This is a genomic window from Arthrobacter sp. PTI12, assembly GCF_056679915.1.
In genome coordinates this window covers 1,258,672-1,282,017 of sequence record NZ_CM155256.1, presented here as the reverse complement: position 1 = coordinate 1,282,017, position 23,346 = coordinate 1,258,672, and the positions used below count along the sequence as shown (strand labels likewise).

The 23,346-nt window shown below is 63.5% G+C and carries 25 protein-coding genes; 12 read left to right on the top strand and 13 right to left on the bottom strand.

The window, feature by feature from the left end; all coding sequences use genetic code 11:
* Positions 1–80: 80 nt before the first annotated feature.
* On the top strand, positions 81–824 hold the full coding sequence (locus AC1MBU_RS06350; protein ID WP_346028523.1) for a FadR/GntR family transcriptional regulator: 744 nt from the start codon (positions 81–83) through the stop codon (positions 822–824).
* A 42-nt stretch (positions 825–866) separates the two neighbouring features.
* On the opposite strand, the gene AC1MBU_RS06345 is transcribed toward AC1MBU_RS06350, so the two are convergent.
* Entirely contained in the window at positions 867–2,123 is a 1,257-nt protein-coding gene (locus AC1MBU_RS06345; RefSeq protein WP_346028524.1) for an MFS transporter, read from the bottom strand.
* An 88-nt stretch (positions 2,124–2,211) separates the two neighbouring features.
* Here AC1MBU_RS06345 and AC1MBU_RS06340 point away from each other — a divergent pair, with 88 nt between their 5' ends.
* The 4 genes from AC1MBU_RS06340 (at position 2,212) to AC1MBU_RS06325 (ending at position 3,690) form a co-directional block, all read left to right on the top strand.
* The gene (locus tag AC1MBU_RS06340; RefSeq protein ID WP_277359739.1) at positions 2,212–2,667 is read left to right on the top strand and encodes a hypothetical protein; all 456 of its coding nucleotides are present in this window, start codon (positions 2,212–2,214) and stop codon (positions 2,665–2,667) included.
* A 22-nt stretch (positions 2,668–2,689) separates the two neighbouring features.
* Entirely contained in the window at positions 2,690–2,944 is a 255-nt protein-coding gene (locus AC1MBU_RS06335; protein WP_479789421.1) for a DUF3072 domain-containing protein, read from the top strand.
* Between the two features lie 99 nt (positions 2,945–3,043).
* Positions 3,044–3,310 (top strand): Asp23/Gls24 family envelope stress response protein, encoded by a 267-nt coding sequence (locus AC1MBU_RS06330; RefSeq protein ID WP_346028526.1) that lies wholly within the window; start codon positions 3,044–3,046, stop codon positions 3,308–3,310.
* A gap of 101 nt (positions 3,311–3,411) precedes the next feature.
* A complete protein-coding gene (locus AC1MBU_RS06325) occupies positions 3,412–3,690 on the top strand; it encodes a putative quinol monooxygenase (protein WP_346028527.1) in 279 nt (92 codons plus the stop codon).
* Between the two features lie 111 nt (positions 3,691–3,801).
* Here AC1MBU_RS06325 and AC1MBU_RS06320 read toward each other — a convergent pair whose 3' ends face one another.
* From AC1MBU_RS06320 to AC1MBU_RS06310, 3 genes are read right to left on the bottom strand one after another with little or no spacing between them, the layout of a single operon-like run.
* The gene (locus tag AC1MBU_RS06320; RefSeq protein ID WP_346028528.1) at positions 3,802–4,275 is read right to left on the bottom strand and encodes a GNAT family N-acetyltransferase; all 474 of its coding nucleotides are present in this window, start codon (positions 4,273–4,275) and stop codon (positions 3,802–3,804) included.
* A 49-nt stretch (positions 4,276–4,324) separates the two neighbouring features.
* The gene (locus AC1MBU_RS06315; RefSeq protein WP_479789418.1) at positions 4,325–5,266 is read right to left on the bottom strand and encodes a CPBP family intramembrane glutamic endopeptidase; all 942 of its coding nucleotides are present in this window, start codon (positions 5,264–5,266) and stop codon (positions 4,325–4,327) included.
* Between the two features lie 22 nt (positions 5,267–5,288).
* The gene (locus AC1MBU_RS06310) at positions 5,289–5,921 is read right to left on the bottom strand and encodes a hypothetical protein (protein ID WP_277359742.1); all 633 of its coding nucleotides are present in this window, start codon (positions 5,919–5,921) and stop codon (positions 5,289–5,291) included.
* Positions 5,922–6,017: 96 nt separating this feature from the next.
* On the opposite strand from AC1MBU_RS06310, the gene AC1MBU_RS06305 reads away from it, so the two are divergent.
* The gene (locus AC1MBU_RS06305) at positions 6,018–6,629 is read left to right on the top strand and encodes a TetR family transcriptional regulator (protein ID WP_277359743.1); all 612 of its coding nucleotides are present in this window, start codon (positions 6,018–6,020) and stop codon (positions 6,627–6,629) included.
* A gap of 184 nt (positions 6,630–6,813) precedes the next feature.
* Here the strand turns inward: AC1MBU_RS06305 and AC1MBU_RS06300 are convergent, their stop codons facing one another.
* From AC1MBU_RS06300 to AC1MBU_RS06290, 3 genes are read right to left on the bottom strand one after another with little or no spacing between them, the layout of a single operon-like run.
* Positions 6,814–8,286 carry a GH1 family beta-glucosidase gene (locus AC1MBU_RS06300; protein WP_479789416.1) on the bottom strand — a complete coding sequence of 491 codons (1,473 nt, stop codon included), beginning with the start codon at positions 8,284–8,286 and terminating at the stop codon, positions 6,814–6,816.
* A complete protein-coding gene (locus AC1MBU_RS06295) occupies positions 8,283–10,682 on the bottom strand; it encodes a glycoside hydrolase family 95 protein (RefSeq protein WP_479789414.1) in 2,400 nt (799 codons plus the stop codon). Before AC1MBU_RS06295 ends, AC1MBU_RS06300 begins: the two co-directional genes overlap by 4 nt.
* Positions 10,683–10,687: 5 nt before the next feature.
* Positions 10,688–12,706 carry a beta-galactosidase gene (locus AC1MBU_RS06290; protein ID WP_277359562.1) on the bottom strand — a complete coding sequence of 673 codons (2,019 nt, stop codon included), beginning with the start codon at positions 12,704–12,706 and terminating at the stop codon, positions 10,688–10,690.
* Positions 12,707–13,035: 329 nt separating this feature from the next.
* Between AC1MBU_RS06290 and AC1MBU_RS06285 the strand changes: the two genes are divergently transcribed.
* On the top strand, positions 13,036–13,527 hold the full coding sequence (locus AC1MBU_RS06285) for an FBP domain-containing protein (protein ID WP_479789411.1): 492 nt from the start codon (positions 13,036–13,038) through the stop codon (positions 13,525–13,527).
* Positions 13,528–13,604: 77 nt separating this feature from the next.
* On the opposite strand, the gene AC1MBU_RS06280 is transcribed toward AC1MBU_RS06285, so the two are convergent.
* The 3 genes from AC1MBU_RS06280 to AC1MBU_RS06270 are packed head-to-tail and all read right to left on the bottom strand — an operon-like array spanning position 13,605 to position 16,105.
* Positions 13,605–14,624 carry a threonine ammonia-lyase gene (locus AC1MBU_RS06280; protein WP_277359560.1) on the bottom strand — a complete coding sequence of 340 codons (1,020 nt, stop codon included), beginning with the start codon at positions 14,622–14,624 and terminating at the stop codon, positions 13,605–13,607.
* A 17-nt stretch (positions 14,625–14,641) separates the two neighbouring features.
* Positions 14,642–15,631 (bottom strand): AEC family transporter, encoded by a 990-nt coding sequence (locus AC1MBU_RS06275; RefSeq protein WP_479789409.1) that lies wholly within the window; start codon positions 15,629–15,631, stop codon positions 14,642–14,644.
* Between the two features lie 21 nt (positions 15,632–15,652).
* Positions 15,653–16,105: a DoxX family protein gene (locus AC1MBU_RS06270; protein WP_479789407.1), complete on the bottom strand. Its 453-nt coding sequence runs from the start codon at positions 16,103–16,105 to the stop codon at positions 15,653–15,655.
* 140 nt (positions 16,106–16,245) lie between these two features.
* Here AC1MBU_RS06270 and AC1MBU_RS06265 point away from each other — a divergent pair, with 140 nt between their 5' ends.
* A complete protein-coding gene (locus AC1MBU_RS06265; protein ID WP_479789405.1) occupies positions 16,246–17,400 on the top strand; it encodes a hypothetical protein in 1,155 nt (384 codons plus the stop codon).
* Between the two features lie 85 nt (positions 17,401–17,485).
* Here the strand turns inward: AC1MBU_RS06265 and AC1MBU_RS06260 are convergent, their stop codons facing one another.
* The gene (locus AC1MBU_RS06260; protein ID WP_277359556.1) at positions 17,486–19,018 is read right to left on the bottom strand and encodes a GntP family permease; all 1,533 of its coding nucleotides are present in this window, start codon (positions 19,016–19,018) and stop codon (positions 17,486–17,488) included.
* Between the two features lie 200 nt (positions 19,019–19,218).
* On the opposite strand from AC1MBU_RS06260, the gene AC1MBU_RS06255 reads away from it, so the two are divergent.
* Together AC1MBU_RS06255 and AC1MBU_RS06250 are read left to right on the top strand one after the other, a co-directional pair.
* Positions 19,219–19,941, top strand: coding sequence for a FadR/GntR family transcriptional regulator (locus AC1MBU_RS06255; RefSeq protein ID WP_479789403.1), 723 nt, complete (start codon positions 19,219–19,221; stop codon positions 19,939–19,941).
* Entirely contained in the window at positions 19,938–20,714 is a 777-nt protein-coding gene (locus AC1MBU_RS06250) for an SDR family NAD(P)-dependent oxidoreductase (RefSeq protein WP_479789401.1), read from the top strand. Before AC1MBU_RS06255 ends, AC1MBU_RS06250 begins: the two co-directional genes overlap by 4 nt.
* Positions 20,715–20,879: 165 nt before the next feature.
* Here the strand turns inward: AC1MBU_RS06250 and AC1MBU_RS06245 are convergent, their stop codons facing one another.
* Positions 20,880–21,359: a MarR family winged helix-turn-helix transcriptional regulator gene (locus tag AC1MBU_RS06245; protein WP_479789399.1), complete on the bottom strand. Its 480-nt coding sequence runs from the start codon at positions 21,357–21,359 to the stop codon at positions 20,880–20,882.
* 91 nt (positions 21,360–21,450) lie between these two features.
* On the opposite strand from AC1MBU_RS06245, the gene AC1MBU_RS06240 reads away from it, so the two are divergent.
* Together AC1MBU_RS06240 and AC1MBU_RS06235 are read left to right on the top strand one after the other, a co-directional pair.
* A complete protein-coding gene (locus AC1MBU_RS06240; protein WP_277359552.1) occupies positions 21,451–22,026 on the top strand; it encodes an NADPH-dependent F420 reductase in 576 nt (191 codons plus the stop codon).
* A gap of 92 nt (positions 22,027–22,118) precedes the next feature.
* On the top strand, positions 22,119–22,553 hold the full coding sequence (locus AC1MBU_RS06235) for a DoxX family protein (protein WP_479789397.1): 435 nt from the start codon (positions 22,119–22,121) through the stop codon (positions 22,551–22,553).
* Between the two features lie 88 nt (positions 22,554–22,641).
* Here the strand turns inward: AC1MBU_RS06235 and AC1MBU_RS06230 are convergent, their stop codons facing one another.
* Positions 22,642–23,337, bottom strand: a complete 696-nt coding sequence (locus AC1MBU_RS06230; protein WP_479789395.1) for an LmeA family phospholipid-binding protein — start codon at positions 23,335–23,337, stop codon at positions 22,642–22,644.
* Positions 23,338–23,346 lie beyond the last annotated feature (9 nt).

Sequence of the window (23,346 nt, the reverse complement as noted above, 5' to 3'; positions counted from 1 at the left end):
GTATAGCTCGAGTGTAGTGAGAAAGATCATACTTATGCAACCTATCTGAGTGATTGGGATGCTGTTGGTACGCTTCCTCCATGCCACCCGCCGAAACCGAGTCTCCCGATGTCGCAGTATTCTCAGGCCTGCACGCCTCGGTGATCGATCAGATGGGACTGGCTATCGGCGCAGGCGAGTGGCAGAGCGGCAGCATCATGCGGATCGAAGAGCTGGAGGAACGCTACGGCGTCTCCCGCTCGGTGATCCGGGAGGTGCTGCGAGTGCTGGCCTCAATGGGCATGGTGCAATCCCGCCGCCGGGTCGGCGTGCAGGTCCTCCCGGCCACCGAATGGAATCTCTACGATCCCCAGGTGATCCGCTGGCGCCTAGCCTCACCCGGCCGGGTGGCGCAGTTGCGGTCGCTGACCGAGCTGCGTACCGCCGTCGAGCCCCAGGCCGCGCGCCTCGCAGCGATGCGCGCGCCGCTGGCGGATGCCAGCGAGCTGATGGGCCTCGCCGGGAAGCTGTGGGCGGCGGGCCAGGATGGCGACACGGAACTGTTCCTGAAACTCGATATCCAGTTCCACCACCTGGTGCTCTCAAGTTCAGGTAATGAGATGTTCGGCAAGCTCAACTCGCTGGTTGCGGAAGTGCTGACCGGGCGGACGCACTACGGAATGATGCCGGACCATCCGCATGAGGAAGCACTGCAGATGCACGTCGATGTGGCCAGCGCCATTCAGCGCGGCAATGCCGTTGACGCGCACGCAGCCATGCTCGCCATCATGGAGCGCGCCATGACCGAGATGAGCACCCTCTGGGACGAGGCGGCGCACACGTAGAGGCTGTTTGTTGCTCCTGCTTCAGCGGATGTTATTTGCCGCTCAGGCGGAGAGCGGGCGGGCGGTTCGCATCGTCGTTGCTCCGGCAACGATGAGCAGCACCAGCAACCCCGCTGACCACGCAAGTCCGGAGTAGCCGACCATCGACAGCACCAGACCGGACGCCGCTCCCCCGAACGCACCGGCGAGATTCATACTGAGATCGGTGCGGCCCTGGATGCGTGCGCGGGCCGCTCCGGTGACGAGGTCCGCGACCAGTGCCGAGCCGGAGACTGTGGAGGCGCTCCAGCCTAGGCCGAGCAGAATCAGGCCGATGGTCACGAGCACAGGGTCATCTTCGCCGAAGGCCACGGTGACCAGCGCAACCGCGAACAGTGCCTGGCCGATCAGGATGGTACCCACGCGGCCAACCCGGTCGCTCAGCCAGCCGAACACCGGTGAAAGTGCGTACATGCCGGCGATATGGAGACTGATGGTGAGCCCGACAATGGTGAGCGTCACGCCGTGGTTCACCAGGTGGACCGGCGTCATTGACATCACGGAGACCATGACTGCGTGGCTGGCCGCAATCGATCCGATGGCGAAGATCAGGGCTCCCCTGCCGCGCACCATGCCGGGCGCGTCGTCTTTCGGGTCCGACGGCGTTGCCCGGCTGATGAGGTAAGGATCCGGCCGTAGGGCGATCAGATAGACGATCGCTGCTGCAAGCTGCGCACCAACGGCGATGAGGAATGGTCCCGTCAGCTCGGGCATGCCAAGCGTTTCGGCGACCACCTCGCCTGGTCCGATGAGGTTGGGGCCCAGCACTGCTCCGACGGTGGTGAACCAGACCACCAGCGACAGGTCCCGCCCGCGGTGCTCGGGACTTGCCACGTCGGTCGCAGCGAAGCGGGACTGCAGGTTGACTGCGGTGCCGACCCCGAGCAGCGCGAAGGCCAGGAGCAGCAGCGGAAACGATCCGAGGGCGGCCGCACCGATAACGGTGAGTGATCCCGAGGCAGCGATGAACGCTCCGGTGGTCAGGGCTGCACGCCGGCCGAGCCGCTGCGCCAGCCGTGCCAACGGGATGGCGCTGGCTGCCGCGCCGAGGGTGCTCAAGGTCGCAGCCGTGCCGGAGAGCGCCTCTGAGCCGGACAGTTCGGCGGCCATGACGGCGCCGATCGAGAGAACGGAGCCCATGCCAATTCCGCCGAGGATTTGCGCCGCAATAAGGACCCGGACGGTGTGGCGCTGGATGGCAGGAAGATCAGGCGCCGTCGTCGTACTGTTGCCGGCCGGAGTCCTGCTGGAGGTGGGCATGGACTCAGGGTATTCGCGTGTCGGCCGTGAGCATAGTGGAAGGCTGGGATCTGCCCAACCGGGGGTGCTGCTGTATATGGTAAGCAGTATGACTATCTCAGGATCGGATGGGCCGGACAACGATCACCAGCGGCCCGAATCGGCAACAGACAAGACGGTGGAGGCGCTCGGGAAGCTCTCGGAAGCGCTTGAAGTAGTGGAACATGCGCGGGGGCTGCTGTATGGATTCCATCGGTTGACGGGGACGGCGGATCTCGCTTTGGGCGAGGCAGTTGACCTGCTGCGGAAGGCGGGACATGAGAGCCTCGCCGAGGAAGTGAACCGGGATGTCCTGGGGAGGAATGTCATTGAGGGGCGGTGGACGTTCCAGATCGTGGAGGACTATGACGACAACTATTACGCAGAGTTCAAGGCGATCGAAAAGCGTGCGCGCGATGAGCTTGTGGAGGGGAAACGGCACCTGTTTGAGGCGGAAATGAAGGAAGACCGCCGGACGCATGGCCGCGCTCACCATGAGGCGCTGCCCCCGGAAGCCAACCAGTAGAACCAACACTGAAGGAGCACTTATGTCTGACGAAACTTTGGGAAGCCCGACGCCGGAGCCGCAGGACGGTTTTGCACGTGACCCTGAAGAGTGGGTGACCGGAGATGAACCGATGACTGACGCTCAGCGCAGCTACCTGGATACGCTCGCGCGGGAAGCCGGGGAGGAAATCCCCGCGGACATCACCAAGGCGCAGGCGTCGGAGCACATCGACCGGCTGCAGAAATCCAGCGGACGCGTCGGTGGCGGATCTGACGAGGCGCAGACCGGCGGGTAGCGCCGGCCGGATGCCGAACTAGGGCAACCTGCGCGACCCAACTGCGGCATACCTACTGTCACGCTAGGCTTATCGCAACGCAGGGCATCGGGGGAAAGCATGAAGGCTTGGCAATTAGCAGTCGCATCATGGCTGCTCACGGCACTCATCGGATTCTTCGGTCTGCAGGCTTGGTACACCATCTGGTACTACCAGGAACCGGTCATTGACACCGTCTCCCAGCCTGGCAGCTATATCGTTGCGGTGGTCAGCGGACTGGGCTTGTTCGCCCTTAGTTTCCTGTTCAGCTGTGCAATGACCGTCTTCGCAGGGCGGGTGGCTAGCAATGAGAACCGCCATGAAGGTTCCTATAACAAAGGCTCCTGATGCTCGAGTCCGTTCATCCTCAGGGACGTGATTCAGGATCACGAACCGCTGCTTCACCGGACGTTGCAAGACCATGTATTCAGCGGTGCAATGATGGCCCTGTGAGCAACGTCTTCCTGAGCGGCCAACTCGTCTGCAGCAACAAAGACCAGGCGGCGATCGTTGCCCAGTTGCTTCCTTTGCACATCGAGCTAACGCGCGCTGAGCAGGGCTGTCTTTCCTTCGAAGTGAACGTTACTGGGAACCCGTTGGTGTGGCAGGTTGACGAACAATTTCAAGACGCCGCCTCATTCCGCGCCCACCAGCAAAGAGTCAGCGGGAGCGCCTGGGGCAGGGCAACCGCTGATATTGCTCGACGCTACGAGATTGAGGGTTTGTAACCGAGCAAAACTCGGCTCAGATCACTGAACCTCGGCTCCTGTGAACTCCACCCGCAGGAGGATTGCTCAAGAGATGCAGATGAGAACCGTACCGCTGATATCGCCCCGTATTCAGCACAGAGGTTTCTTGTAGTAGTCGGATAGTTCGGTCGCCGTCTTGGTTGAGCCGTCCTCATCAACGTAGTTATACGTACAGGATGTTGACTCTCCGATCGATCGGTATCCCAAGCGGATATACAAGCCGCGCGCCCGGTCGTTGTCTTTGCCTACTCCCAGGTAGATGTGATCGAATCCAACAGTTCTGGCCTTCGCCTCAAGCCAATCGCAGAGGGCTGTTCCTACGCCCTCACCTCTTCGGGTTGGATTCACGAAGAGATTCTTCATTTCGGGCGAATAAGTTGCGTGAAGATCCAAGACCACCGTCCCAAGTGGTACTGGTCCTTGCCACGCTGCGGCAAAAAACACTCGTCCATCACGCTGACGTTGCAGCATCCTGCGGGCAACCCCCGCGCCGGCCGGTTCTTCTTCCGTGAGCGCGAGCAGGTCTTGGTCCGTACATTGACGCACAATGAGTGGAAGATCCATTCCTCTAGCTTGCCGGATTTTCGATCAATGATGAGGCGATGGCTCGTGCTCACCTCGCCGGGCTGCCGGGCGTGCGGGCGGGCCCTGGTTTGCGTGTCTTCCACCAGATGATGCCGGTGATGAGAACGAATGCGGCGCTTGGGATGAGGAGGGTTATCGAGCCTGTGGCATCTGCCCGGCTGTTAAGTTGACCGGCCACATCGACGTGAAGCGTTGTGGCGAGCACGAGTCCGGTGATGTTGTAGAGGCCGTGGAGGACGACAGCGGTCTCGAGTCCTCCGGTGCGCCAGGTTATGACCGCCATCGATCCGAACAGCACCAAGTACGAGGTGAGGATGTAGGGGTCAAGTGAGCCGTGGAAAAGGGAGAAGAAGACGGTCGGGATGATGATGCCGATGACGGTTCCGAGGCGTGCGCTGCGGGACCACCCACCCACGACGCGGAACATAAAGCCACGGAAGCCGTATTCTTCGCCTGCCGCTGCAAGTGGTGTGAGGACCGTACCGATCACGAAGTAAGCGATGAGATCGATCATCGTCCAAGCGACCGGCGGACTGGGCATCATGAGGAATGCCAACGACACAGTGATGACCACCAGGGGGCCGAAGACGAGCAACGCCCGACTGAAGATGCCGAATCGGAAGCGCCCGGTCACGGAGTGCAGCGAGCGGAACGGAATTCCGTAGAGCAGGCGCTGTAGCAGCATGCTATAGGGGATGAGCGCGGCAAGGGAGAGGGCGCCGGCGGCGTGCTGAAGGGGCGAGGAGCCCGTCCGCCCAAGGAGTTCCGTGTCGATGAGGCGTGCCCCCGTCAAGGACAGTTGCGCGAAGCAGACGAGCCCGACGAGTAGCAGGATGATGGCAAAGATGCCGCGGAGAATTCGGCGTTTTTCTCCCGCATAGACGCGGTGATATTCGACGGTGGGCGGAACGCGAGGAATCGTCGCGGGAGCATCCTGCTCGCCAAGCCAATTCAGGGTGGTGTGCTGCACAGTAGGTTCCTTTCGGGGGGTTTCAGCTGGCAAGTTCGTCGATCCAGCTCGATCGCATCCGCAGCGCTCGCTCCGCACTCCCGATGACAGTGGCAAGTCCGATGAACAGGTTGGCTTGGATGGGGAGTTGTATCGGTGAAGTGAAGGTTCCGATGGAGTCGGCGACGAGAGGGATCTGGGAAAGAGATCCGATGATTTGCGGCACTTCGACGCCCAAGCCGACGATGACGAGCGCGGTGGAGATGGCCCCGATGACGCGACTCGTACCGGGGTATCGGTGATGGAACCGGGCGCGACGTCCTTCTGCGGAAGCGGGGTCAGGAGTGAGTTGCTGCTCGGTTCCGTCTGCGCGCACATAGTGGCAGCGTTTGAGTCCGAAACCGTTGATTGCGACCTCGATATGACCGTCCGGCACCCCAAACCGAGTCGGCAGCTTCGCGTATGACCGCAGCGAGCCGTCAACGTAGAGTCGCGCGCGGATCTCGCCGTCGGTCATATCTCCGGCATGGCGAACATCAACGGAGTAGGTCAACCTCGTGCCATCGGACAAGTCCAACGTGATCGAACGCAGGGATCTGCCGAACATCTGCCACCAGCGGTAACGGCGCAGCGGTTCACCGGATCCTGTTCGAACCCGACGGTGTCTGATATCCATTTCTCCACTCCTCGCTCAGGACTAGTACAGCGTAATAGTCAGCCAAGAGATAAGCTAGCACACTGTAATAGAAAACTGTCTCGCTAAGGAGCAGACATGAACGATCAGGCGAAAGAACCAGGCACGCGCGACAAGATCTTGATCGCCGCGGCGACGATGCTCGGCGAGGATCCAACCGCTCGGCTGAGTGTGCGTGCGGTAGCGGCTCGCGCACAGGTGAGCACCGGGTCGCTACGGCACTTTTTTCCGACGCAGCGCGAGCTCATCGATACCGTCGTCGCGGGCATGAACGTCCTCGATATTCCGGACGACCCGATTAACGATCAAGCGCTGACACCGGCTGAGCGCCTTCTCGCGTGCTTACGATTGATGCTCGCGCAAGTGGGCGTCGGCGAGCGCGCCCGACAGCAGTGGGGTGCTCTCTACGACGCATACGTGGTATCACCCCCGTCCGATGACGAAGCGGCCACGTACCGCGCTCTTGAGCGGATGGGTCGCTACCGCATCGAACGGTGGCTAGCCGTTCTGGTCGAGGATGGCGCCATCCCTGCAGGTGGGATTGAGCAGAGAGCAAGGTTCCTTGCTACCGTTCTCACCGGGCTCATGACGGAGCGCGCTCTGCCCGCCGAACCGTTGCGGATCGAGACGGAAACGGAAACTCTCCGCCTAGCCATTCACGCCGCGACGACCGCATGGACCACGGCCTGAACAATCTCCCCTAGAGGGCCGCCGTGCAGGTCGGTTCAGGGTCGAGGCGCCTAGTCCTCAGTGCTTGAGGGTTAGAAACCGGCGCTCTCCGCACCCACGCATCCCGGCAAGCCGGAACCGCCAGCGCCTAAACCCGAGCTCGAAAGGAAGGCAGATCCGCCGGAACCTGCCTCTTCTTCGTGGATCAGTCCACCGGTGGGATGCGCCGCTCGCGGATCAACTGTGCATACCAGCGCGAACTGTCTTTCGGCGTCCGCTCCAAAGTGTCGTAATCGACGTGCACAATCCCGAAGCGTTTGGAGTAGCCGTAGCCCCACTCGAAGTTGTCCATCAGCGACCACACCTGGTAGCCGCGCAGATCCACGCCGCGGGCTATTGCACGGTGAGCGGCAGTGAAGTGGCGGCGTAGGTAATCGATGCGGTCGACGTCGTGGATTCGCCTCGCTCCGTCCGCGTCAACTTCCACCGTGTCGGGGAAAGCCGCACCGTTTTCGGTGATCATCAGCGGCAGGTCCGGGAACTGTTCGTGGAGTGAGACGAGCAAGTCCTCCAGCCCGGACGGTTCGATGTTCCACCCCATGTCGGTGTATGGCCCGGGCTGCTGCAGGAACTCCACGTTCTCCGCACCCGGCCAGGCCGTTCCGGTGGCGGCACCGTGGCCATCGGAGGATTCCTTCTGGCCCTCCCCGTCCCACATCCGCACCCGGTTGGTGGAGTAGTAGTTGACCCCGAGGACGTCCAGTGGCTGTCGGATAAGCTCCAGGTCGCCATCCTGAACGAAGGACCAGTCAGTGATCTCCGCCGTGTCGTCCAGAACGTCCTGGGGGTAGGTGCCGTTCAGCACGGGGTCAAGGAAGAGCCGGTTTGCCAGACCGTCAACGCGGCGAACAGCCTCGGGGCCGGTCTCGCCGTCCGGGCGGAACACGTGCAGGTTGAGGGTAATCGCGAAGTCGGGATTGTTGGTCACCACCTTACGCAGAGCCGACACCGCCAGACCGTGGGCCAAATTGAGGTGGTGCACGGCGGCGAGCGCAGCGGCGGGTTCCGTACGTCCCGGTGCATGCGCGCCGGAGCCGTAACCGAGATAGGCGCTGCACCACGGTTCGTTCAGGGTGGTCCACAAGGCGACCCTGTTCCCCAGCCGCTCACCCACGATGCGGGCGTAGTCGCCGAAGGCGAGGGCCGTTGCGCGGCTGGTCCAACCGCCGTCGTCCTCGAGTGCCTGGGGCAGGTCCCAGTGGTAGAGCGTGACGATGGGCTTGATACTGCGGGCCAGCAAGCCGTCCACCAGGCGTTCATAGAAGGCAAGACCGGCCTCGTTGGCAGGACCGCGGCCGCTGGGCTGAATCCGCGGCCAGGCGATCGAGAAGCGGTAGGACTCGAGGCCGAGGTCCTGCATGAGATCCAGGTCCTCGTCCAGCCGGTTGTAGTGATCGCACGCCACGTCACCGGTGTCACCGTTGAAGACCTTGCCCTCGGTGTGGCTGAAGGTGTCCCAGATGGAGGGCCCGCGGCCGTCGGCGTCGTGTGCGCCCTCGATCTGGTACGAGGCTGTGGCTGAACCGAAGACGAACCCCGCCGGGAATTCGAGGCCGGTGTCGCGGTAGTCGGGATCTCCCATGGTGCGGGTGTCTCTTTCTTCGAGGTGTTGGGTCATGGCGTCAGCGATGCCTTTCCGTTGGTTGGAATGCTAGTCGTGTTGTGTGGATGGAGGTCATTGAGCACTGTGCACTGGCCGAAAGTGAGCGTGACAAGTTCGATGCGGTCCCCCAGCTGGACGAGATACTCCCCTGCGGCCACGGCACGCCGGGGCGTCAAGGCGGCTTCGCGGATCACGCCGTTCTCCCAGTCCAGGTCGACGGCGATTCCCGGCCTGGCGATGAGGCCTCGGACGCTGCCGCTGGGCAGCTCGGCCGGGAGGGCAGGCAGGAGTTCGATGATTCCCGCATGACTTTGCACGAGCACCTCGGCCAGCGCCCCCACGAAGCCGAGGTTCCCGTCGAGCTGGAACGGCGGATGGGCGGCGAACAGATTGGCGTAGAGCCCGCCGGCGTGCGGGCCGTTTGCTTCGGCTGCCGGGCGGAACATCAGGCGGAGGAGGGCTCCCACCTTTTCTGCCTGTTTCAGCCGCGCCCGGAGGCATGCCTTCCAGATGAGCGACCACCCGGTGGAATCATCACCACGGCGATCGAGAGAGAGGGTGAGCGCATCCGCCAGCTCGGGCGTGGGACCGTTTCCGGGATAGGCGAAGAACAGGTGCGAGAGATGCCGGTGGGACGGTTCAGCTTCTTCCTCCTGCGCGCCCCACTCGAGGATTCTGCCGTCCGCACCCACGGCGGGTGGTGCGATGCGCGGTAGTGCTGCCTGTACTTCCGCCACAATCGGGTGGTGCGGCTGGCCAACCGCGTCAGCCAGAGCCAGCACAGTCTCGAAGAGTTCGGTGATCAGCGTCCTGTCCATCGCACTGGAGGTTGCAACCGCGGCCCTGCCCTGGGCGCTGAGGTAGCAGTTTTCGGGTGATGTGGACGGTCGGGTATTCAGGTGGACGCCGCCGTCGTCAATCAACCAGTCGCAGGCGAATTCGGCGGCACCGACCGCCAGGTTCCAGAGCCGCTCGAGTTGCTCCGGGGTGGCGGAGCCGAAACGGCGCATCTCATCGAGCTGGCGGATCAGCCATGCGCCAGCCAGAGGCCACTGGGACCAGCTCGCCTGGCCGGCAGTCGGGGAGCTGAACGCCCACGCATCGGAATTGTGGTGAGCCGTCCAGCCTCGGGCTCCATACAGGGTGGCGGCGGTATCCCGCCCTCGTTCGGCCAAGGCTTCGGTCAGTTCCAGGAGCGGCTCGTGGCACTCGGACAGCCCTGTGACTTCCGCTCCCCAGTAGTTCATCTGCGCGTTGATGTTCAGCGTGTAGTTGGACGACCACGGCGGACGCAGGTCCTCGTTCCAGATCCCCTGCAGGGTGGCCGGGAGGGAGCCCGGCCGGGACGAAGCGATGAGCAGGTACCGCCCGTAGTCGAAGAGCAGGGCAACCAGTGCCGGGTCGGCGGTCAGCACGCCCGCTGGGTGTGCGTTCGCCTGTTCCAGGCGCATATCGGTGGGGACGTGCTCGCGATCCGGCAGTGCGTCCGGGCCGGGCGTGAGCGTGACGGACACCCGGTCGAACAGCTCCCGGTGTGCACGTATGTGGTCGGCGAGCAGTGCGTCCCAGCCCTTCTCGATCGCTGTATACGCACAGCGGTGTGCCGCTTCTGCGCACGTCGCAGCCGAGCCTTCCGGCTCCCGGCCGATGGCCGTGAAGGTGGTCCCGGTGGCAACCACGAGGAGCAACTCGGTGACCGCCGTGAATACTGTTGCTCCGTCGTCGTTCTGGGCAGTTGAGCCATCGTGGCGCGCCGCCAGGCACAGCGTCCCCTCCAGCGGACCGACGCCGTCTATTTCCCATTGCAGTGCCGGCTCGTCGGGTTCGTGGCCGGGCGCCACATCGGCGGGCAGCTTCAGTTCCAGTACGACGCCGTTGCGCCGGTTGGTACGGCCGGTTTCCCGAAGCGGGGTGGAGACGGCGATGGTGACGCTCACAGGGCTGCCGGAGCTCAACCGGTGCACGAGTACTCCATCAACGGCGCTGATGAAGGTGTCCTGTGTGACGCTGCCGCCGGGTCCATCCGCGAGAGTGCGGTGGGTAGCGTCGGCCAGGGACAGTCTGCGCTCCTGCAGCCGTAAGCCGTCGTGCAGCTGGAGGGTGATGTCAGCGAACGGCAGGTATGACTGGGAGTAGCCGGACTGCAGCTGCTCGAGAATCCGCTCGGCGTCAACCGGCCGCCCGTCCACAATGGCGCTCCGGGCGTCGGCGAGCGCGGTGGCGGCCGGCCCGGCGGAGATACGGCCACGCCGGTGCTCGCTGGCCGGGCTGCCTGACCAGGCGGTGCTGTCATTGATCTGCAGGCGGGTAGTCGAATCGCCGGCAAGCACCATCGCGCCGAGCCGGCCGTTGCCCAGGGGCAGGCCGTCGAGCCAGGTGGCTGCCGGACTGGTGTAGAAGAGGTCGGCCACCGTAGTCAGCGCACTTCCCGCACGATCAGCGCAACACCCGGAGGAAGGGCGGTGGGCCCGTCCAGCGGGGTATCGCTGAGGAGGTCGTGACCGTGCACGTCAATCTCCGCCGTCTCCGCTGAATGGTTGAGGAGGAACAGGTAGCTGGAGTCGCCGGCGTAACGGCGGACCGCCTCAAGACCGTAACCGGCGGCCGGATGATCCGGGTGGACGCCGGCGTCGTTCAGGATGCGGTGCAGGTGGTCGCGCAGCGCGTCTTCGCCGAGCCGGGTGGCGATGTAGTGAGCAGTGCCGGAACCCCACGCATGCTGTGTAACCGCGGGGCGGCCAGCGAGCGGGTACTCCGTGAAGTTTGCGATGCTGGCGGCACCGGCGAGCTCCACCGCTTCGGCCCAACAGTCTGCGGAGGATCCGTCACTGAGTTTCAGTGCGGTGGCGGCAAGCTGCGGGAAGTGTTCCTCAACGCGGATGCCGAGGAGCTCCGCAAACGCTCCGGAGAAGCCGCCTGACCGGACGTTGAGGTTCTCATCCGTGCTGCCCGAGAAGTACCAGATGGCGGTGTGTCCGCCGTCGGCGACGTAGCCTCGCAGTGTTTCCGCTTCGGCGTCCGAGGCAGCCAGCTTGCTGGGCACCAGGACAAGGTTGTAGCCGCTGAGGTCCTGATCGAGCCGAACAAAGTCAACGTTGACTCCGAGCAGCCAGAGCGCACGGTGGACAGCCTTCACTGCGGGCAGGAAAGCGACGTCGGTGGACGGCAGAGCGCTGGTGTCCGTCGACCACCACGCAGCGGAGTCCCAGACGATGGCCACCCGGTTCTGGTTCACCCGACGCCCGGCAACCGGGGCCTGTGCAAGTTCGTGCAGGGTAGACAGCGTGGTGCCGAGTTCTACGATTTCGCGGAATGTACGGGAGTTTTCGCCGACGTGCGGAACCATCGGCGAGTGGAAGAACTCCGCGCCCGCGCGCGGCGACCGCCACTGGAAAAACAGGGATCCGGTGGAGCCGCGGGCCAGATATTGAAGCGTGCTGAACAGCAGCGTGCCTGGGTCCCGTGCGAGGATCCGCCCTTGGGCGTAGTTGTAGACCATGGTGGTGGCCTGTTCCATCAGTACCCATGGGCGGCCGGCGTTGAAGGAGCGGGCGAGGTCACTGCCGAAGGCAACCTGGATGTTCCCCTCGATGCCTGGGGTGTCCGGGTAGTGGTCAACGGAGACGTCGTCGATCTCCGCGGCGAAGTCCCACTGGTCGTAGTGGTTCCAGCTGGGGAGCATGAAGTTGGTGGTGACGGGAACGTCAGGGCGGACGCCTCGGACTATGTCCACCTGGTCACGCAAACAGTCCCTCAGGAGGTCAGCCGAGAAGCGCTTGAAGTCCAGCAGCTGGGAAGGGTTGGGTAGGTATTGGGTGGCCTGAGGGGCGAAGATCTCGTTCCATTCGCCGTACCCCTGAGACCAGAACGCGGTGTTCCAGGTGGCGTTCAGCTGCGTCAGGGTTCCATACTTCGCGCGTAGCCATCCCCGGAATGCCGTATCCGTCTCAGGACCGTAGGAAACCGTGCCGTATTCGTTGTGGAGGTGCCACATCCTCAGCGCCGGGTGGGAAGAGTAGCGCTCGGCGAGGGCTGTGGTGACGCGTTTGGCTGCGGCACGGTAGGCAGGAGCCGCCGGGTTGTAGGTGTCCCGGCTTCCATGGATCAGCCGCACACCGTCCGCAGTGACCGGCAGGGCTTCCGGGTGTGCCAGGGAGAACCAGGGCGGCGGCGAGGCGGTCGGTGTGGCAAGGACAACGCCGATGCCGTTTTCCGCCATCAGATCCATGACCTTGTCCAGCCAGCCGAACTCGTAGTGACCTTCCCGCGGTTCGATGGAAGACCACGAGAAGACGCCGACCGTCACTCGGTTAACGCGTGCCTTCCGCATCAGGCGAACGTCTTCCTGCCACACCGATTCAGGCCACTGTTCCGGGTTGTAGTCGCCGCCGAAGACGAGCTCATCGGTTTTCGGGAAGGGCTGATCAGTGGGCATGGAGGCGGTCCTTGAGCGATGTGGATGCGGTATTGTCGAAGCGCTTCGACAACTGTATGGTCCAGTGACGTGACGCGCAACACCCTTGCGTCTGCGTTGCCCCTGGCGCGTCACTTTGCGAAGATGCAACGGTAGGAAATTGAGACATTCGACGACGGATCCAAGGGAATGGACATGCTGCTAACCGCTCCGGTCAGCGCGGCCATTGGAAGCGAGGCGGCCGCTGTGGCCAGCTGTGAGGAACGCGACTAGCCCTTCCCTGCCGAACCTGTGCAGGTGGAGGGCCACTGTGTCATGCCCTCGAACACCCATCTGTAAGGCGATCCATCATGCAAAAAATCGGCGACCGCGACATCCGGTCATCGTTCATCAATGCCACCCGCTCAAAAACCGCCAAACTCAATCTCCCAGCGAACTTCGACTCGCTCGAGTGGGACAAGCTCGACTTCCTCGGTTGGCGTGACGGGAAGATGCCGCTCCGCGGTTATCTCATCGTGCCGAATGAAACCGGGATCACCGGCGTCCTCCTGCGAGCGCCGGAGGGCGGACCTAAGAAAAACCGTTCGGTACTGTGCGAGATCTGCCGCGATGTGTTCTCCAAGGAGGACGTCCTGCTCTGGGTGGCCAAACGTGCCGGCCAGTCAGGCAGGAATGGCAACACGGTCGGCACGCTGATCTGCGCCGACTTCATCTGTTCTGCCAACGTACGCAAGGCGCCGCCGGTCAATGAGATCAACCCGGATCCCGCCGTCGTCGTGAAGCGGCAGGTAGCGGAGCTGAACGTGAGAATCCGGAAGTTTCTGGCGCGAGTGGCCGAATAGTCGGCGGTGCGTGGAGAAGCGAACGACGCCGCCCGCCGGGTCTGGGTGGATTGCCTCGCCAGATTCCTCGAACGGCTCTAGCCCGCCTGCTGCAGCACCTTGGCCAGGAGGGCTGGATCCACTGATCCGCCGGAGACGACGGCGGCCGTTGTGCCGCCGTCGTTCTGGGTGTTTCCGGACGGCACGAGGTCATGCATCCAGGCGGCAGTGGCTACGGCACCGGACGGTTCAACCACGAGTCTGCCGGCGAGGGTGAGGTGGCGCATAGCGGCGAGGATTTGTTCTTCAGTGACGGTGATGACGTCGTCGACGTAGCGCTTGACGTGCTCCCACGGGTGGACACCGAGCGCGGGTGTGCGGAGGCCGTCGGCAACGGTGCGGTACGTGAGTTCCTGCTCCCAGGTGATGCGGCGTCCTTCGCGGAAGCTCTGGGCGGCGTCAGCGGCGAGTTCCGGCTCCACCCCGATCACTCGGGTTCCGGGATTGAGGGCCTTGACCGCCGTCGCAATACCGGAAATGAGTCCGCCGCCGGAAATGGGGACCAGGACGGTGTCGACGTGCGGCAATTGCTGCATAATCTCGAGGCCCACAGTTCCCTGGCCTGCGATGATGCGGGGATCATCATAGGGCGGCACGTGGACGTACCCGTGTTGGGCGACGAGCTCGTGGGCACGGACGTCACGCAGGGCGGAAGGCACTATCTCCACCTCGGCGCCGAGCGCGCGGACTGCCTCGATCTTGGGGAGCGGCGCGGCGTCCGGCATGACGATCACGGCGCGCAGGTTGAGCCGGTGTGCCAGCCAGGCGACGGCGCGGGCGTGGTTGCCGGAGGATTGGGCGACGATGCCGTGTTCGCGGGCATGATCCAGCACCTGAGCAATGGTGTTGTAGGCGCCGCGCAGCTTGAAGGCACTGGTGGGCTGGAGGGACTCGGCCTTGCAGTGGAGTACCTCATCCGGGCGCTGCGGGTGCGGCAGCTGGATGATCGGTGTACGGAGAACCAGGTCACTGATGCGTTCAGCAGCGGCTTCGATGTCGCTGAGGGTGACGAGCGTGGTCTCTGCCGCTTCGCTTGTTGCGGCTTCGCTGATACTCATGGATCGATCCTAGCGACCTACAGCAGTACCGTCAGCGCGATGAGGATCCAGGCCGGTAGCACTACGCCGGAGAGGACGGTCTGGGCGGCGGTGATCTGGGCCATGAGCGCGGCGTCTCCGCCCAGGCGCCGGGCAAAGACGTAGGAACTCGTTGCCGTCGGGAGTGACTGAAAAACCACACAGACGACGGCGGCCGGCCCGGAGAATCCCAGCAGGACACACAGTCCCAGGGTGGCTGCCGGAACCGGAACGAAGCGAAGCAGGAGGGCGGCAGCCACGGGCCGCAGGGATTCGCGGGGAAAAGCACGCCCCCGCAGCCCTGCTCCAACACAGAAGAGGCCGATGGGAAGTGCCGCTCCCCCGAGCAGTCCCAGCACCGCGGCAATGAGCTGTACGACGACGGCCGGCACCGGTGCGCTCAGGAAGTCCCCCATACCCGGTGCGGAACCGATGAGGTTTGCGGCGAGTCCTACGGCGCACGCGAGAATCAGCGGGTTGCCGAATACCGCCAGTATCAATGCGGAGCCGCGGAGCCGGTGGTGTCCGTAGTGTGCGAGCGCGATGGTTGAGGCGAGGTTTCCGAACGGTATGAGGACCGCGTTGGCGAGCGCTGCGATGGCGATGCCGTTGGATCCAAAGAGGGCTGCCGCCGTCGTCACTCCTATATAGGTGTTGAAGCGGACGGTTCCCTGGAACACCGAGGTAAAGGCCGGGCCGTCCCTGCCAGTGGCGGGTCGGCGGGCGGCATAGGCGAGCAGTGCAGAGAAGGTCGCAGATGCTGTCAGGACAAGCACCATGGGACCGGGTTCAATGGATGCGAAGTCGGCTCCGGCAAGGCCGGTCACCAGCAGTGCCGGCAGCAACACGAAGTAGACGAGCTTTTCCAGTCCGGACCAGAACTCCGGGCCGGTGATGAAGGAGTGTCGGAAGATCGAGCCCAGGCCGATGAGAATGACGGCTCCGATGAGCGCGATGACCACGTCTATGTCGATGACGCCACGTCCCATCGCGGTCTTTGCCTCATGCCGTTAGTGGCGTTGGTGCTCACCTGAGGAGCGTAGCAATCGGCGGTCGCGCCATGCACCGGTGGACCACAGCGCCCATAACACCAGCAGCGGCTGGAAGAAGAGGCGGATGAGCCGTGCGCGGTCGGTGTCCAGACCGAAGGCGTCTACACCCTCAACGTACTGGGCGATATTGCCGGGGAAGATGGCAATGAAGAACGCAGCGACGATCCAACCGACGAGAACCCTGTACCGCAGAAGGAGAATCAGTGCAGCGCCGAGGAGAATCTCGACGATGCCTGACCCCACCACAACGACGTCGGTGGGCAGGGGAAACCAGGACGGCACCTGCGCTGCGAATTCGGAGCGGGCGACCGTCAAGTGGGCGGTGCCTGCTGCCAGGAGGATTGCTCCGAGCAGTATGCGGGCGATGCTTCGGGGAAAGGATGTGCGGAGTGGGGTTGGGGTTGCGGCCATTCCGTTCAGCCTAACGGGACCGGCACCGGGTTCTGCTGGGTACGGGTTTTCCTCGATTAGGATGAGCGCAGCGCATTTGCGCGGCTGGTTGGGGGCGGTGGGGAGCCTTCACCATCCCCGGCACCCACGAAGGCCCGACGTTGCTGTATTTTCCTTCCACCAATTCGGCCGCGCATCGTCCTGCCGACCGTGATGTCACCCGACTGCATTCCCTGCTTGACGACGACGTCTGGGCGTTCGCCAACTGCCGGGTGGAGGCGCCGGGGTACCCGGTCGCCGAGATCGACTGGTTCTTCTATAACACCCGCACCGGCTGCCTGATGCTGAGCGAGTGGAAGAGGTTCCCCGCTCCTGTCTCGTTCGCGGCAGATACGGGGAAGGAGTGGCTCCTGGCCAACGGGGCCGATGTGCCGAACCCGATCGAGCAGGTCTCGCGCCAGCTCGACGCCGTCCGGATGGTCATACGCCGGTCCGTCCTACCGCAACACTTCGCGCGTTTCAACGACCAGGAGCTGAGGCTCGCCCAGTGCGTGTATTCGCCGCAGATCGATTCAGCCACCGTGGTGGAGCGGATCCGCTTCGGCAAGGTTTACGGCACCTTGGAAGAACTCGCCTCCGTGGTGCAGACTCTGCCGAACCCTTCCCCCCTGCTACTGAATGACCACGACGACGCACGGCTTTCCCTCGCACGGGCACTATGCGCGCTCTTCCGGTGCAGCATGTCGTCCGGAGTTGAAGCGAAGTTGCGCCCGGCTCCGGCAAAAGCACCGGCTGCTCGCACCGACGTCGCAAAGCGGGTCAGCGAGATCCACCGTGAAATCGCGAAGCTGCACCTGGAGCTCGCGGAGCTGACTCTTACCGCGGAGTCCACGGCGTCGAGCAAGCCGCCTTCGGTACCATCACCCCCTACGACGAAGTCCCTCATCACGACTTCTGCTGCGACTCTCAAAGCCCCCGCCGCGCAAGTCAAAACCGTAATGATCAGTGAGCATGCGCGCATGCAGAAGCACTTGTCCAGCCGCTTGAAGAGCGTGAACGGGAGCAAAGAGATGGCGGCCGAAGCGCTCAGGCAGGCGTGGCGGTCGGTTCTGGCTGATCAGATGTTGCATGGTCCGCACGGGCTCAGCGTTTCCCTGTTCGCCAGCATCGCTACTCCCTACATCAAGGAGCACCACGGCTCAGTGCAGAAGCTCGTGGGCATGCAGCCGCGCAAGTGGTGCATCCTTCAGGCGGAGCAGGCTGGTTTGAAGCCCAGGGACGTTGCGGGAAAACCATCGAACATCAGGGTGCGTTAGCGCCGGCACGTCTCAGCACACGACTGCTCCCCGGGAAGAATTCCCGGGGAGCAGTGCTGTGCACTAGTTAGGCAGAGTTACGCGGTCAGCCAAGAATTGCGTTGGCGATGAACAGGAGCGGGATCGAGCCGGCCCACACGGCCGTCGTAATTCCTGACCAGCCCTTGAGCGCCGCGGTCCCTTCCAGCCCTGAGAAGCGGGTGACCACCCAGAAGTAGGAATCATTGAAGTAGCTGAACACCATGGATCCAGCGGTGCAGGCAAGCGCCGCGATCAGGGGGTCAACGCCAATCGAGGTGACCAGCGGAGCCGTGACCGAAGCCGCGGTAATCATGGCGACAGTGCCGGAGCCCTGCGCGATGCGCACCAAGGTCGCGATCAGGAACGGGACCAGGAAGGCTGGAAGGGCTGTCGCTGCGATGGCTTCAGCGAGGGCATCACCAACTCCTGAGCTACGCAGAACCTGGCCAAGTGCGCCGCCTGCGCCGGTAATGAGCAAAATGAGCCCGGCTGACGCAGCAGCATCAGCGAACCAGCCCTGCACCTTGGAACGCGGAGTCCAACGGGGCAGCAGCACATACACGGCGAGGATGACGCCAATCACGAGGGCAACCACGGGGTTACCGATGAAGGCCAGTGGGACGGCCCACGCGGAGGGCTCGTACTCGCCGGTACCGACAACTCCCTGGTTGCTCTGGTCGATTGCACCGCTCACCGTGTTGAGAATGATGAGGATCAGCGGGACCACCAGCGGCAGGGAAGCAACAAAGGCTCCAACCTTGTGCGGCTTGGCTCCTGCGGGGGGCGTGCCCAGTTCGGAACTGTCGAAGTCGATGGTGGAGCCGTACTCGGAATCCTCGGATGGTCCGGTTGCGCCGATGGCCCGGGCAGCGGTGTCACCTGACGCGTGATCGTCATGGTCTGCGAGCGCGGTGGTTGTCCGGCCATGCTGGTGCGTGGCGGCGCGGCCGTACACGGTCTCACGGATGGTCTCCGACATGCCGGGCTCGATCTTCGGCCCGATCCATTTCGCGTAGAACACGACCACCGGCAACAGGATGATGGTGAACGCAAGCCCGGCAAGGATGAGAGCTCCCAGGTCCGTGCCGAGAATACCGGCAACAGCGAGGGGACCCGGCGTCGGCGGAACCATATGGTGCGTCAGCGTCATACCGCAGCCAAGGGCCAGTGCCAGCGTGATGTAGCCAGCGCGCTTTACCCTGGCGATGGAGCGGGCCAGCGGGTTCATAATCACGTAGCCGGAGTCACAGAACACCGGGATGGAGACGAGCGACCCAACGCTTGCCATTGCCCAGGGTTCGCGCCCCTTGCCGAACAGTTTCAGGAAGGCCAGAGCCAGCGCGTTGGCGGCACCGGATACCTCGAGAATCTTTCCGATTCCCACGCCCAGACCGATCACGATCCCGATGGATGCAAGGGTATTGCCGAACCCGGTGGTGATGGCCGAAACGATCTCGAGCGGTGCCTGCCCGGCTACAAGCCCGGTGACCAGGGCGGCAATAAGCAGTGCCACGAACGCGTCGAGGCGCGTTCTCAGCACAAGGATGATGATGGTCGCTATTCCAAGAACCAGCGCCAAAAGAAGTTGTATGTCCACGTGATTGGTACTCCTCGTCAGCTAAGCAAGCCTCGTTGCCGTCTTAGGGTCTGCACGTGCCCGAAGTACATTGACGAGCGATGTGCTGAGTGTCACACTAGCACCGGACATATGACGTCTGACAAGTGTTTGGGGAGGAAACGTGGTGCGGATCTTCGTAGCAGCGTTGCACTCCGCGAAGCATGCCGGGAGGTGTACTCGTGGCGCGTGCTTCGCTTGCTGAGTCGGTCTTCGAAGAGATCCTTGAGCGCATCATCAGCGGAACCTATCCTCCCGGTGAGTTCCTTCCGTCTGAGGGCGAACTGGCGGCCGCGACGGAGGTGAGCCGGTTGACCGTGCGGGAGGCACTGAAGAAGCTTCAGGCCCAGAATGTGGTTCAGGTTCGGCGCGGACTCGGCACGTACGTGAACCCGAGCGCCCAATGGACGGACCTGCAGGCGATCCTGCGTTCCGCGACCGCGGCGTCCACTTCGCCCGACGTCTCACTCCGGCTCCTGGAAATCCGCCGCATGGTGGAGATCGGGGCTGCTGAACTCGCTGCACTGCATGCCACCGACGAGGACCTTGCCCGCATGGAAGACGCAAACGCGGCGCTGCAGGCTGCGCATCAGGCAGGAGACCTCGACGCTGTGACCACCGCTGACCTTGCCTTCCACGAAGCAGTTTTCCGGGCGTCGGCGAACCCCTTCATTCCGGTCATTCTGGGCCCGCTGGGCAAGCTGCTGTACAGCATGCGGCGGGAGACGTCGTCGTTCCTTGAGGTGCAGAAGCACGCCCTTGAGCACCATGCGTTGGTGCTAGACGCTATCCGGACTGGCGATGCCGAGGTGGCCGGAAAAGCGATGCAGGCCCACATCAACCAGACTTATGACGACTACGAGCACTTCATCCATCACAACGATCAGCATCAGGAGCAAAGGTGACCGAATCAGCAGAATTCCCCTCAAGCCGTACAGCGGTACTTACAGGGGCGGCCTCCGCACGTGGAATCGGTCGGGCGACCGCCAACCGGCTGGCGAGTGAGGGCTGGAACATCGGGATTCTCGACATCGACGGGGCCGCTGCCGAAGAGGCTGCGGCGGACATCGTGCAGCGGCATGGCGTTCAGGCAGTCGGTGTGGCGACCGACGTGTCCGATGAGGCTTCCGTTGATGCAGCGATCAGCCGGATTGAAGCCGAGCTGCCGCCCATTGTGGCACTGGCGAACCTCGCGGGGATCAGCTCCCCCACCGAGTTCATGCAGGAAACCAAGGAAGCCTGGGAGCGGGTTTTCGCAGTCAATATGACGGGCACGTTCCTCGTGACGCAGCGGGTGCTGCACGGGATGATCGAGCGGAAGCTCGGGCGTGTGGTGAGCATTTCGTCGATCTCCGCCCAGCGTGGCGGAGGTACCTATTCCAAGGTGGCCTACAGCGCGTCAAAGGCCGGCATCATCGGATTTACGCGTGCGCTCGCACGGGAAATGGGTGAGCACGGCATTACGGTCAATAGCATTGCGCCGGGTCCGGTTGACACCGACATCATGGGCGGAACCCTCACGGAGGAGCGCAAGCGGGACATGTCGAAGGACATCCTGGTGGGTCGCGTAGGCACCGTGGATGAGATGGCTGCCCTCATCTCGTTCCTGGTGGGTCCTGATGCCGGGTTCATCACTGCCGCTACCTACGACATCAATGGTGGCCTGCAGGTTTCGTGACGAACTTGCCCAAAAACCGCCGTAGCCACCGCTCGGACTGGTTAGCTGACATGCACGCCGATAGCGCTTTAGCCATCGGATAGCCGTTTACCGCCATCCGATGGCTGGAACGCTATCCGAAAGCGGGAATGCTATCAGCGCTGGCCGTTCCGAAGCGCCCCAAAACTACTTCCCCAGCGAAGCGAACATCCGCCCCTCGGGGTCGAGCTTCTTCAACAACTGCGTGGTGATGTCGGACAGCTCCGACACCTGCTCCGGCGTGAGCTGGTCGAACACCATACCGCGCACATGCTCAACGTGACCCGGAGCAGCGCCTACCAACTTGGCCCACCCCGTTTCGGTGAGCGTCACGTTCTTGGCACGCCGGTCTTCGCTGCACTCGCTCCGCTCCACCAGCGCCTTTTTTTCCAGCCCCGTCAGCACCCGGGAAAGCCTCGGAAGTGTGGCGTTGGTCTGCGACGCCAACGCTGTGATGCGCAAGGTACGCCCGGGCACCTCAGACAGAGACGCAAGAACGAAGTATTCGAAGTGCGTCAGATCCTCATCACGCGTCAACTGCCCATCGAGTGCCGCCGGCAGCAGCTCGAGCACCGCCGCCATGCGCTTCCATACTTCCTGTTCATCCTTGCTGAGCCATCGCGTCATGCCTCCATTCTACGTAATGCTTGCATCTACAACTAATCGCTGCTAACTTATTAGTTGTACCCGCAAGCAATTCTTTCTCAAGGAGCTCCACATGACTTCGTTCACCATCTTCGGCAAGGGCAACATGGGCAGCGCCATCGCAAGCGTTGTCGCAGCAGGCAGCTCGTCCGTCGAGCACATCGACTCCTCCAGCACCGGCGCCACCGTCAACGGCGACGTCGTCGTTCTCGCAGTCCCCTACCCCGCCCTCAAGGACATCGTGGCGCAGTACGGCGATCAGCTGGCCGGCAAGGTCGTCGTCGACATCACCAACCCGCTGAACTTCGAAACCTTCGATTCCCTCGTGGTTGCCGCTGACAGCTCCGCCGCCGCTGAGCTGGCGTCGGCACTGCCGTCGTCGAAGGTCGTCAAGGCTTTCAACACCAACTTTGCGGCGACCCTCGGTTCCAAGACCGTCGGCTCCAACCAGACCACCGTTCTCATTGCCGGCGATGACACCGACGCCAAGAACCGCCTCGCCGACGCCGTCAAGGCCGGCGGCGTGGACGCCGTCGACGCCGGCTCCCTCGCCCGCGCCCGCGAGCTCGAAGCTATCGGTTTCCTGCAGCTGACCCTCGCCGCCGGCGAGAAGATCCAGTGGACCAGCGGATTCGCTCTCGTCCGCTAATCAGCCACAATCACCAGCACGACGCCGGTGCTCACCCACTGCGCACCGGCGTCGCTCGTTCTACCCAGCCCCAAACCCCGAAACGGACTTTCATGAACAACGCCACCCTGACCACCACTGCCCGTACCGTGCTTCGCGTCGTCGTCGGCTTCCTTTTCGCCGCACACGGCTGGCAGAAGTTCAACGAGTGGACCATTGCCGGCACCACCGCCGCGTTCGGTGACATGGGCATCCCCATGGCCGAGATCGCCGCCCCCGTGATTGCCACGCTCGAGCTGGTCGGTGGAATCGCCCTGATCCTCGGCCTACTCACCCGCCCCGTCGCGGTGCTGCTGACCCTCGACATGCTGGGCGCACTGGTTCTGGTGCACATCTCCGCCGGAGTCTTCGTCGCCAACAACGGCTACGAACTGGTAGTGCTGCTCGGGGCTGCCGCACTGACCCTCGCCCTGGTCGGACCGGGCCGCGCGTCCGCTGACTACGCGCTGTTCGGCCGCCGCGACTCACGGGTGAGCGTGCTCGCGTGAGCACTTAAACCTGAGAAAGGGGAGGAAGCCTGCACTGGCTTCCTCCCCTTTTGCGTGCCCGGAGTGCTCCCCGCAGCAGCGGGTGGCACTAAGGACCCAAACGAACGTCCGCACCCGTCAGGTTGGCCCGAAAACCGTCGTCCTGAACGGTGACGTCCTGCAGCACAAGCCCCTCGGGTAGACCTTCAATCTCGTGCTCGATGGTCACGAGGCTGCGCACCACGGTGCCGATTGCGTTCGAGAGGAAGTCCGGGCCGCCAATGTCGATCGAGCGGGGTTCGACCACGAGACTGCCACCCTCGACCTCGACAGTGCCGGTGGCCACGACGCGAAGTTCGCGGCCCAGCACCTCCACTGTGCGAACGACGGCGGCCTGGCGCCCCTCCGCTGCACGGACCACGGTTCCCTCCCCCAATTCGTCGGCGACAACCTCGAACGGCACCGTGGCGTCCACGGAGAGCCGGGCCGCGACCAAACCGTCCGGCCCCGTGACCACATCCTGACCGACAGCCTGTACATCGCGAAGCGTCGAGCCGGCGGTCACCACTGTTCCGGCGTCCAGTTCAAGATCGGCGAGCCACGTCTCGTCTTCGCCAAGATCGCCGGGAGCTGCAGGCGGCGGAAGGTCGCCGGGCATATCCGCGGCCGACGACGGCGTTGGCTTCGCGCCGGACCCACCCGCCGGGCTGCTCACCACCCACCAGAGGATGGCAATCGTGATGCCCAGGACAAGAATCATCCCAACGGCACCGATCAGCCAGTCCTTCGCACGCGTCCACTCCATATGAACAGT

Coding starts and splice junctions, on each gene's coding strand:
- AC1MBU_RS06235 (WP_479789397.1), top strand. CDS start 22,119: ATGAACAACGCCACCCTGACCACCACTGCCCGTACCGTGCTTCGCGTC.
- AC1MBU_RS06270 (WP_479789407.1), bottom strand. CDS start 16,105: ATGGCCGCAACCCCAACCCCACTCCGCACATCCTTTCCCCGAAGCATC.
- AC1MBU_RS06290 (WP_277359562.1), bottom strand. CDS start 12,706: ATGCCCACTGATCAGCCCTTCCCGAAAACCGATGAGCTCGTCTTCGGC.
- AC1MBU_RS06320 (WP_346028528.1), bottom strand. CDS start 4,275: ATGGATCTTCCACTCATTGTGCGTCAATGTACGGACCAAGACCTGCTC.
- AC1MBU_RS06245 (WP_479789399.1), bottom strand. CDS start 21,359: ATGACGCGATGGCTCAGCAAGGATGAACAGGAAGTATGGAAGCGCATG.
- AC1MBU_RS06275 (WP_479789409.1), bottom strand. CDS start 15,631: ATGGGACGTGGCGTCATCGACATAGACGTGGTCATCGCGCTCATCGGA.
- AC1MBU_RS06310 (WP_277359742.1), bottom strand. CDS start 5,921: ATGGATATCAGACACCGTCGGGTTCGAACAGGATCCGGTGAACCGCTG.
- AC1MBU_RS06240 (WP_277359552.1), top strand. CDS start 21,451: ATGACTTCGTTCACCATCTTCGGCAAGGGCAACATGGGCAGCGCCATC.
- AC1MBU_RS06335 (WP_479789421.1), top strand. CDS start 2,690: ATGTCTGACGAAACTTTGGGAAGCCCGACGCCGGAGCCGCAGGACGGT.
- AC1MBU_RS06345 (WP_346028524.1), bottom strand. CDS start 2,123: ATGCCCACCTCCAGCAGGACTCCGGCCGGCAACAGTACGACGACGGCG.
- AC1MBU_RS06280 (WP_277359560.1), bottom strand. CDS start 14,624: ATGAGTATCAGCGAAGCCGCAACAAGCGAAGCGGCAGAGACCACGCTC.
- AC1MBU_RS06350 (WP_346028523.1), top strand. CDS start 81: ATGCCACCCGCCGAAACCGAGTCTCCCGATGTCGCAGTATTCTCAGGC.
- AC1MBU_RS06330 (WP_346028526.1), top strand. CDS start 3,044: ATGAAGGCTTGGCAATTAGCAGTCGCATCATGGCTGCTCACGGCACTC.
- AC1MBU_RS06340 (WP_277359739.1), top strand. CDS start 2,212: ATGACTATCTCAGGATCGGATGGGCCGGACAACGATCACCAGCGGCCC.
- AC1MBU_RS06305 (WP_277359743.1), top strand. CDS start 6,018: ATGAACGATCAGGCGAAAGAACCAGGCACGCGCGACAAGATCTTGATC.
- AC1MBU_RS06300 (WP_479789416.1), bottom strand. CDS start 8,286: ATGACCCAACACCTCGAAGAAAGAGACACCCGCACCATGGGAGATCCC.
- AC1MBU_RS06230 (WP_479789395.1), bottom strand. CDS start 23,337: ATGGAGTGGACGCGTGCGAAGGACTGGCTGATCGGTGCCGTTGGGATG.
- AC1MBU_RS06285 (WP_479789411.1), top strand. CDS start 13,036: ATGCAAAAAATCGGCGACCGCGACATCCGGTCATCGTTCATCAATGCC.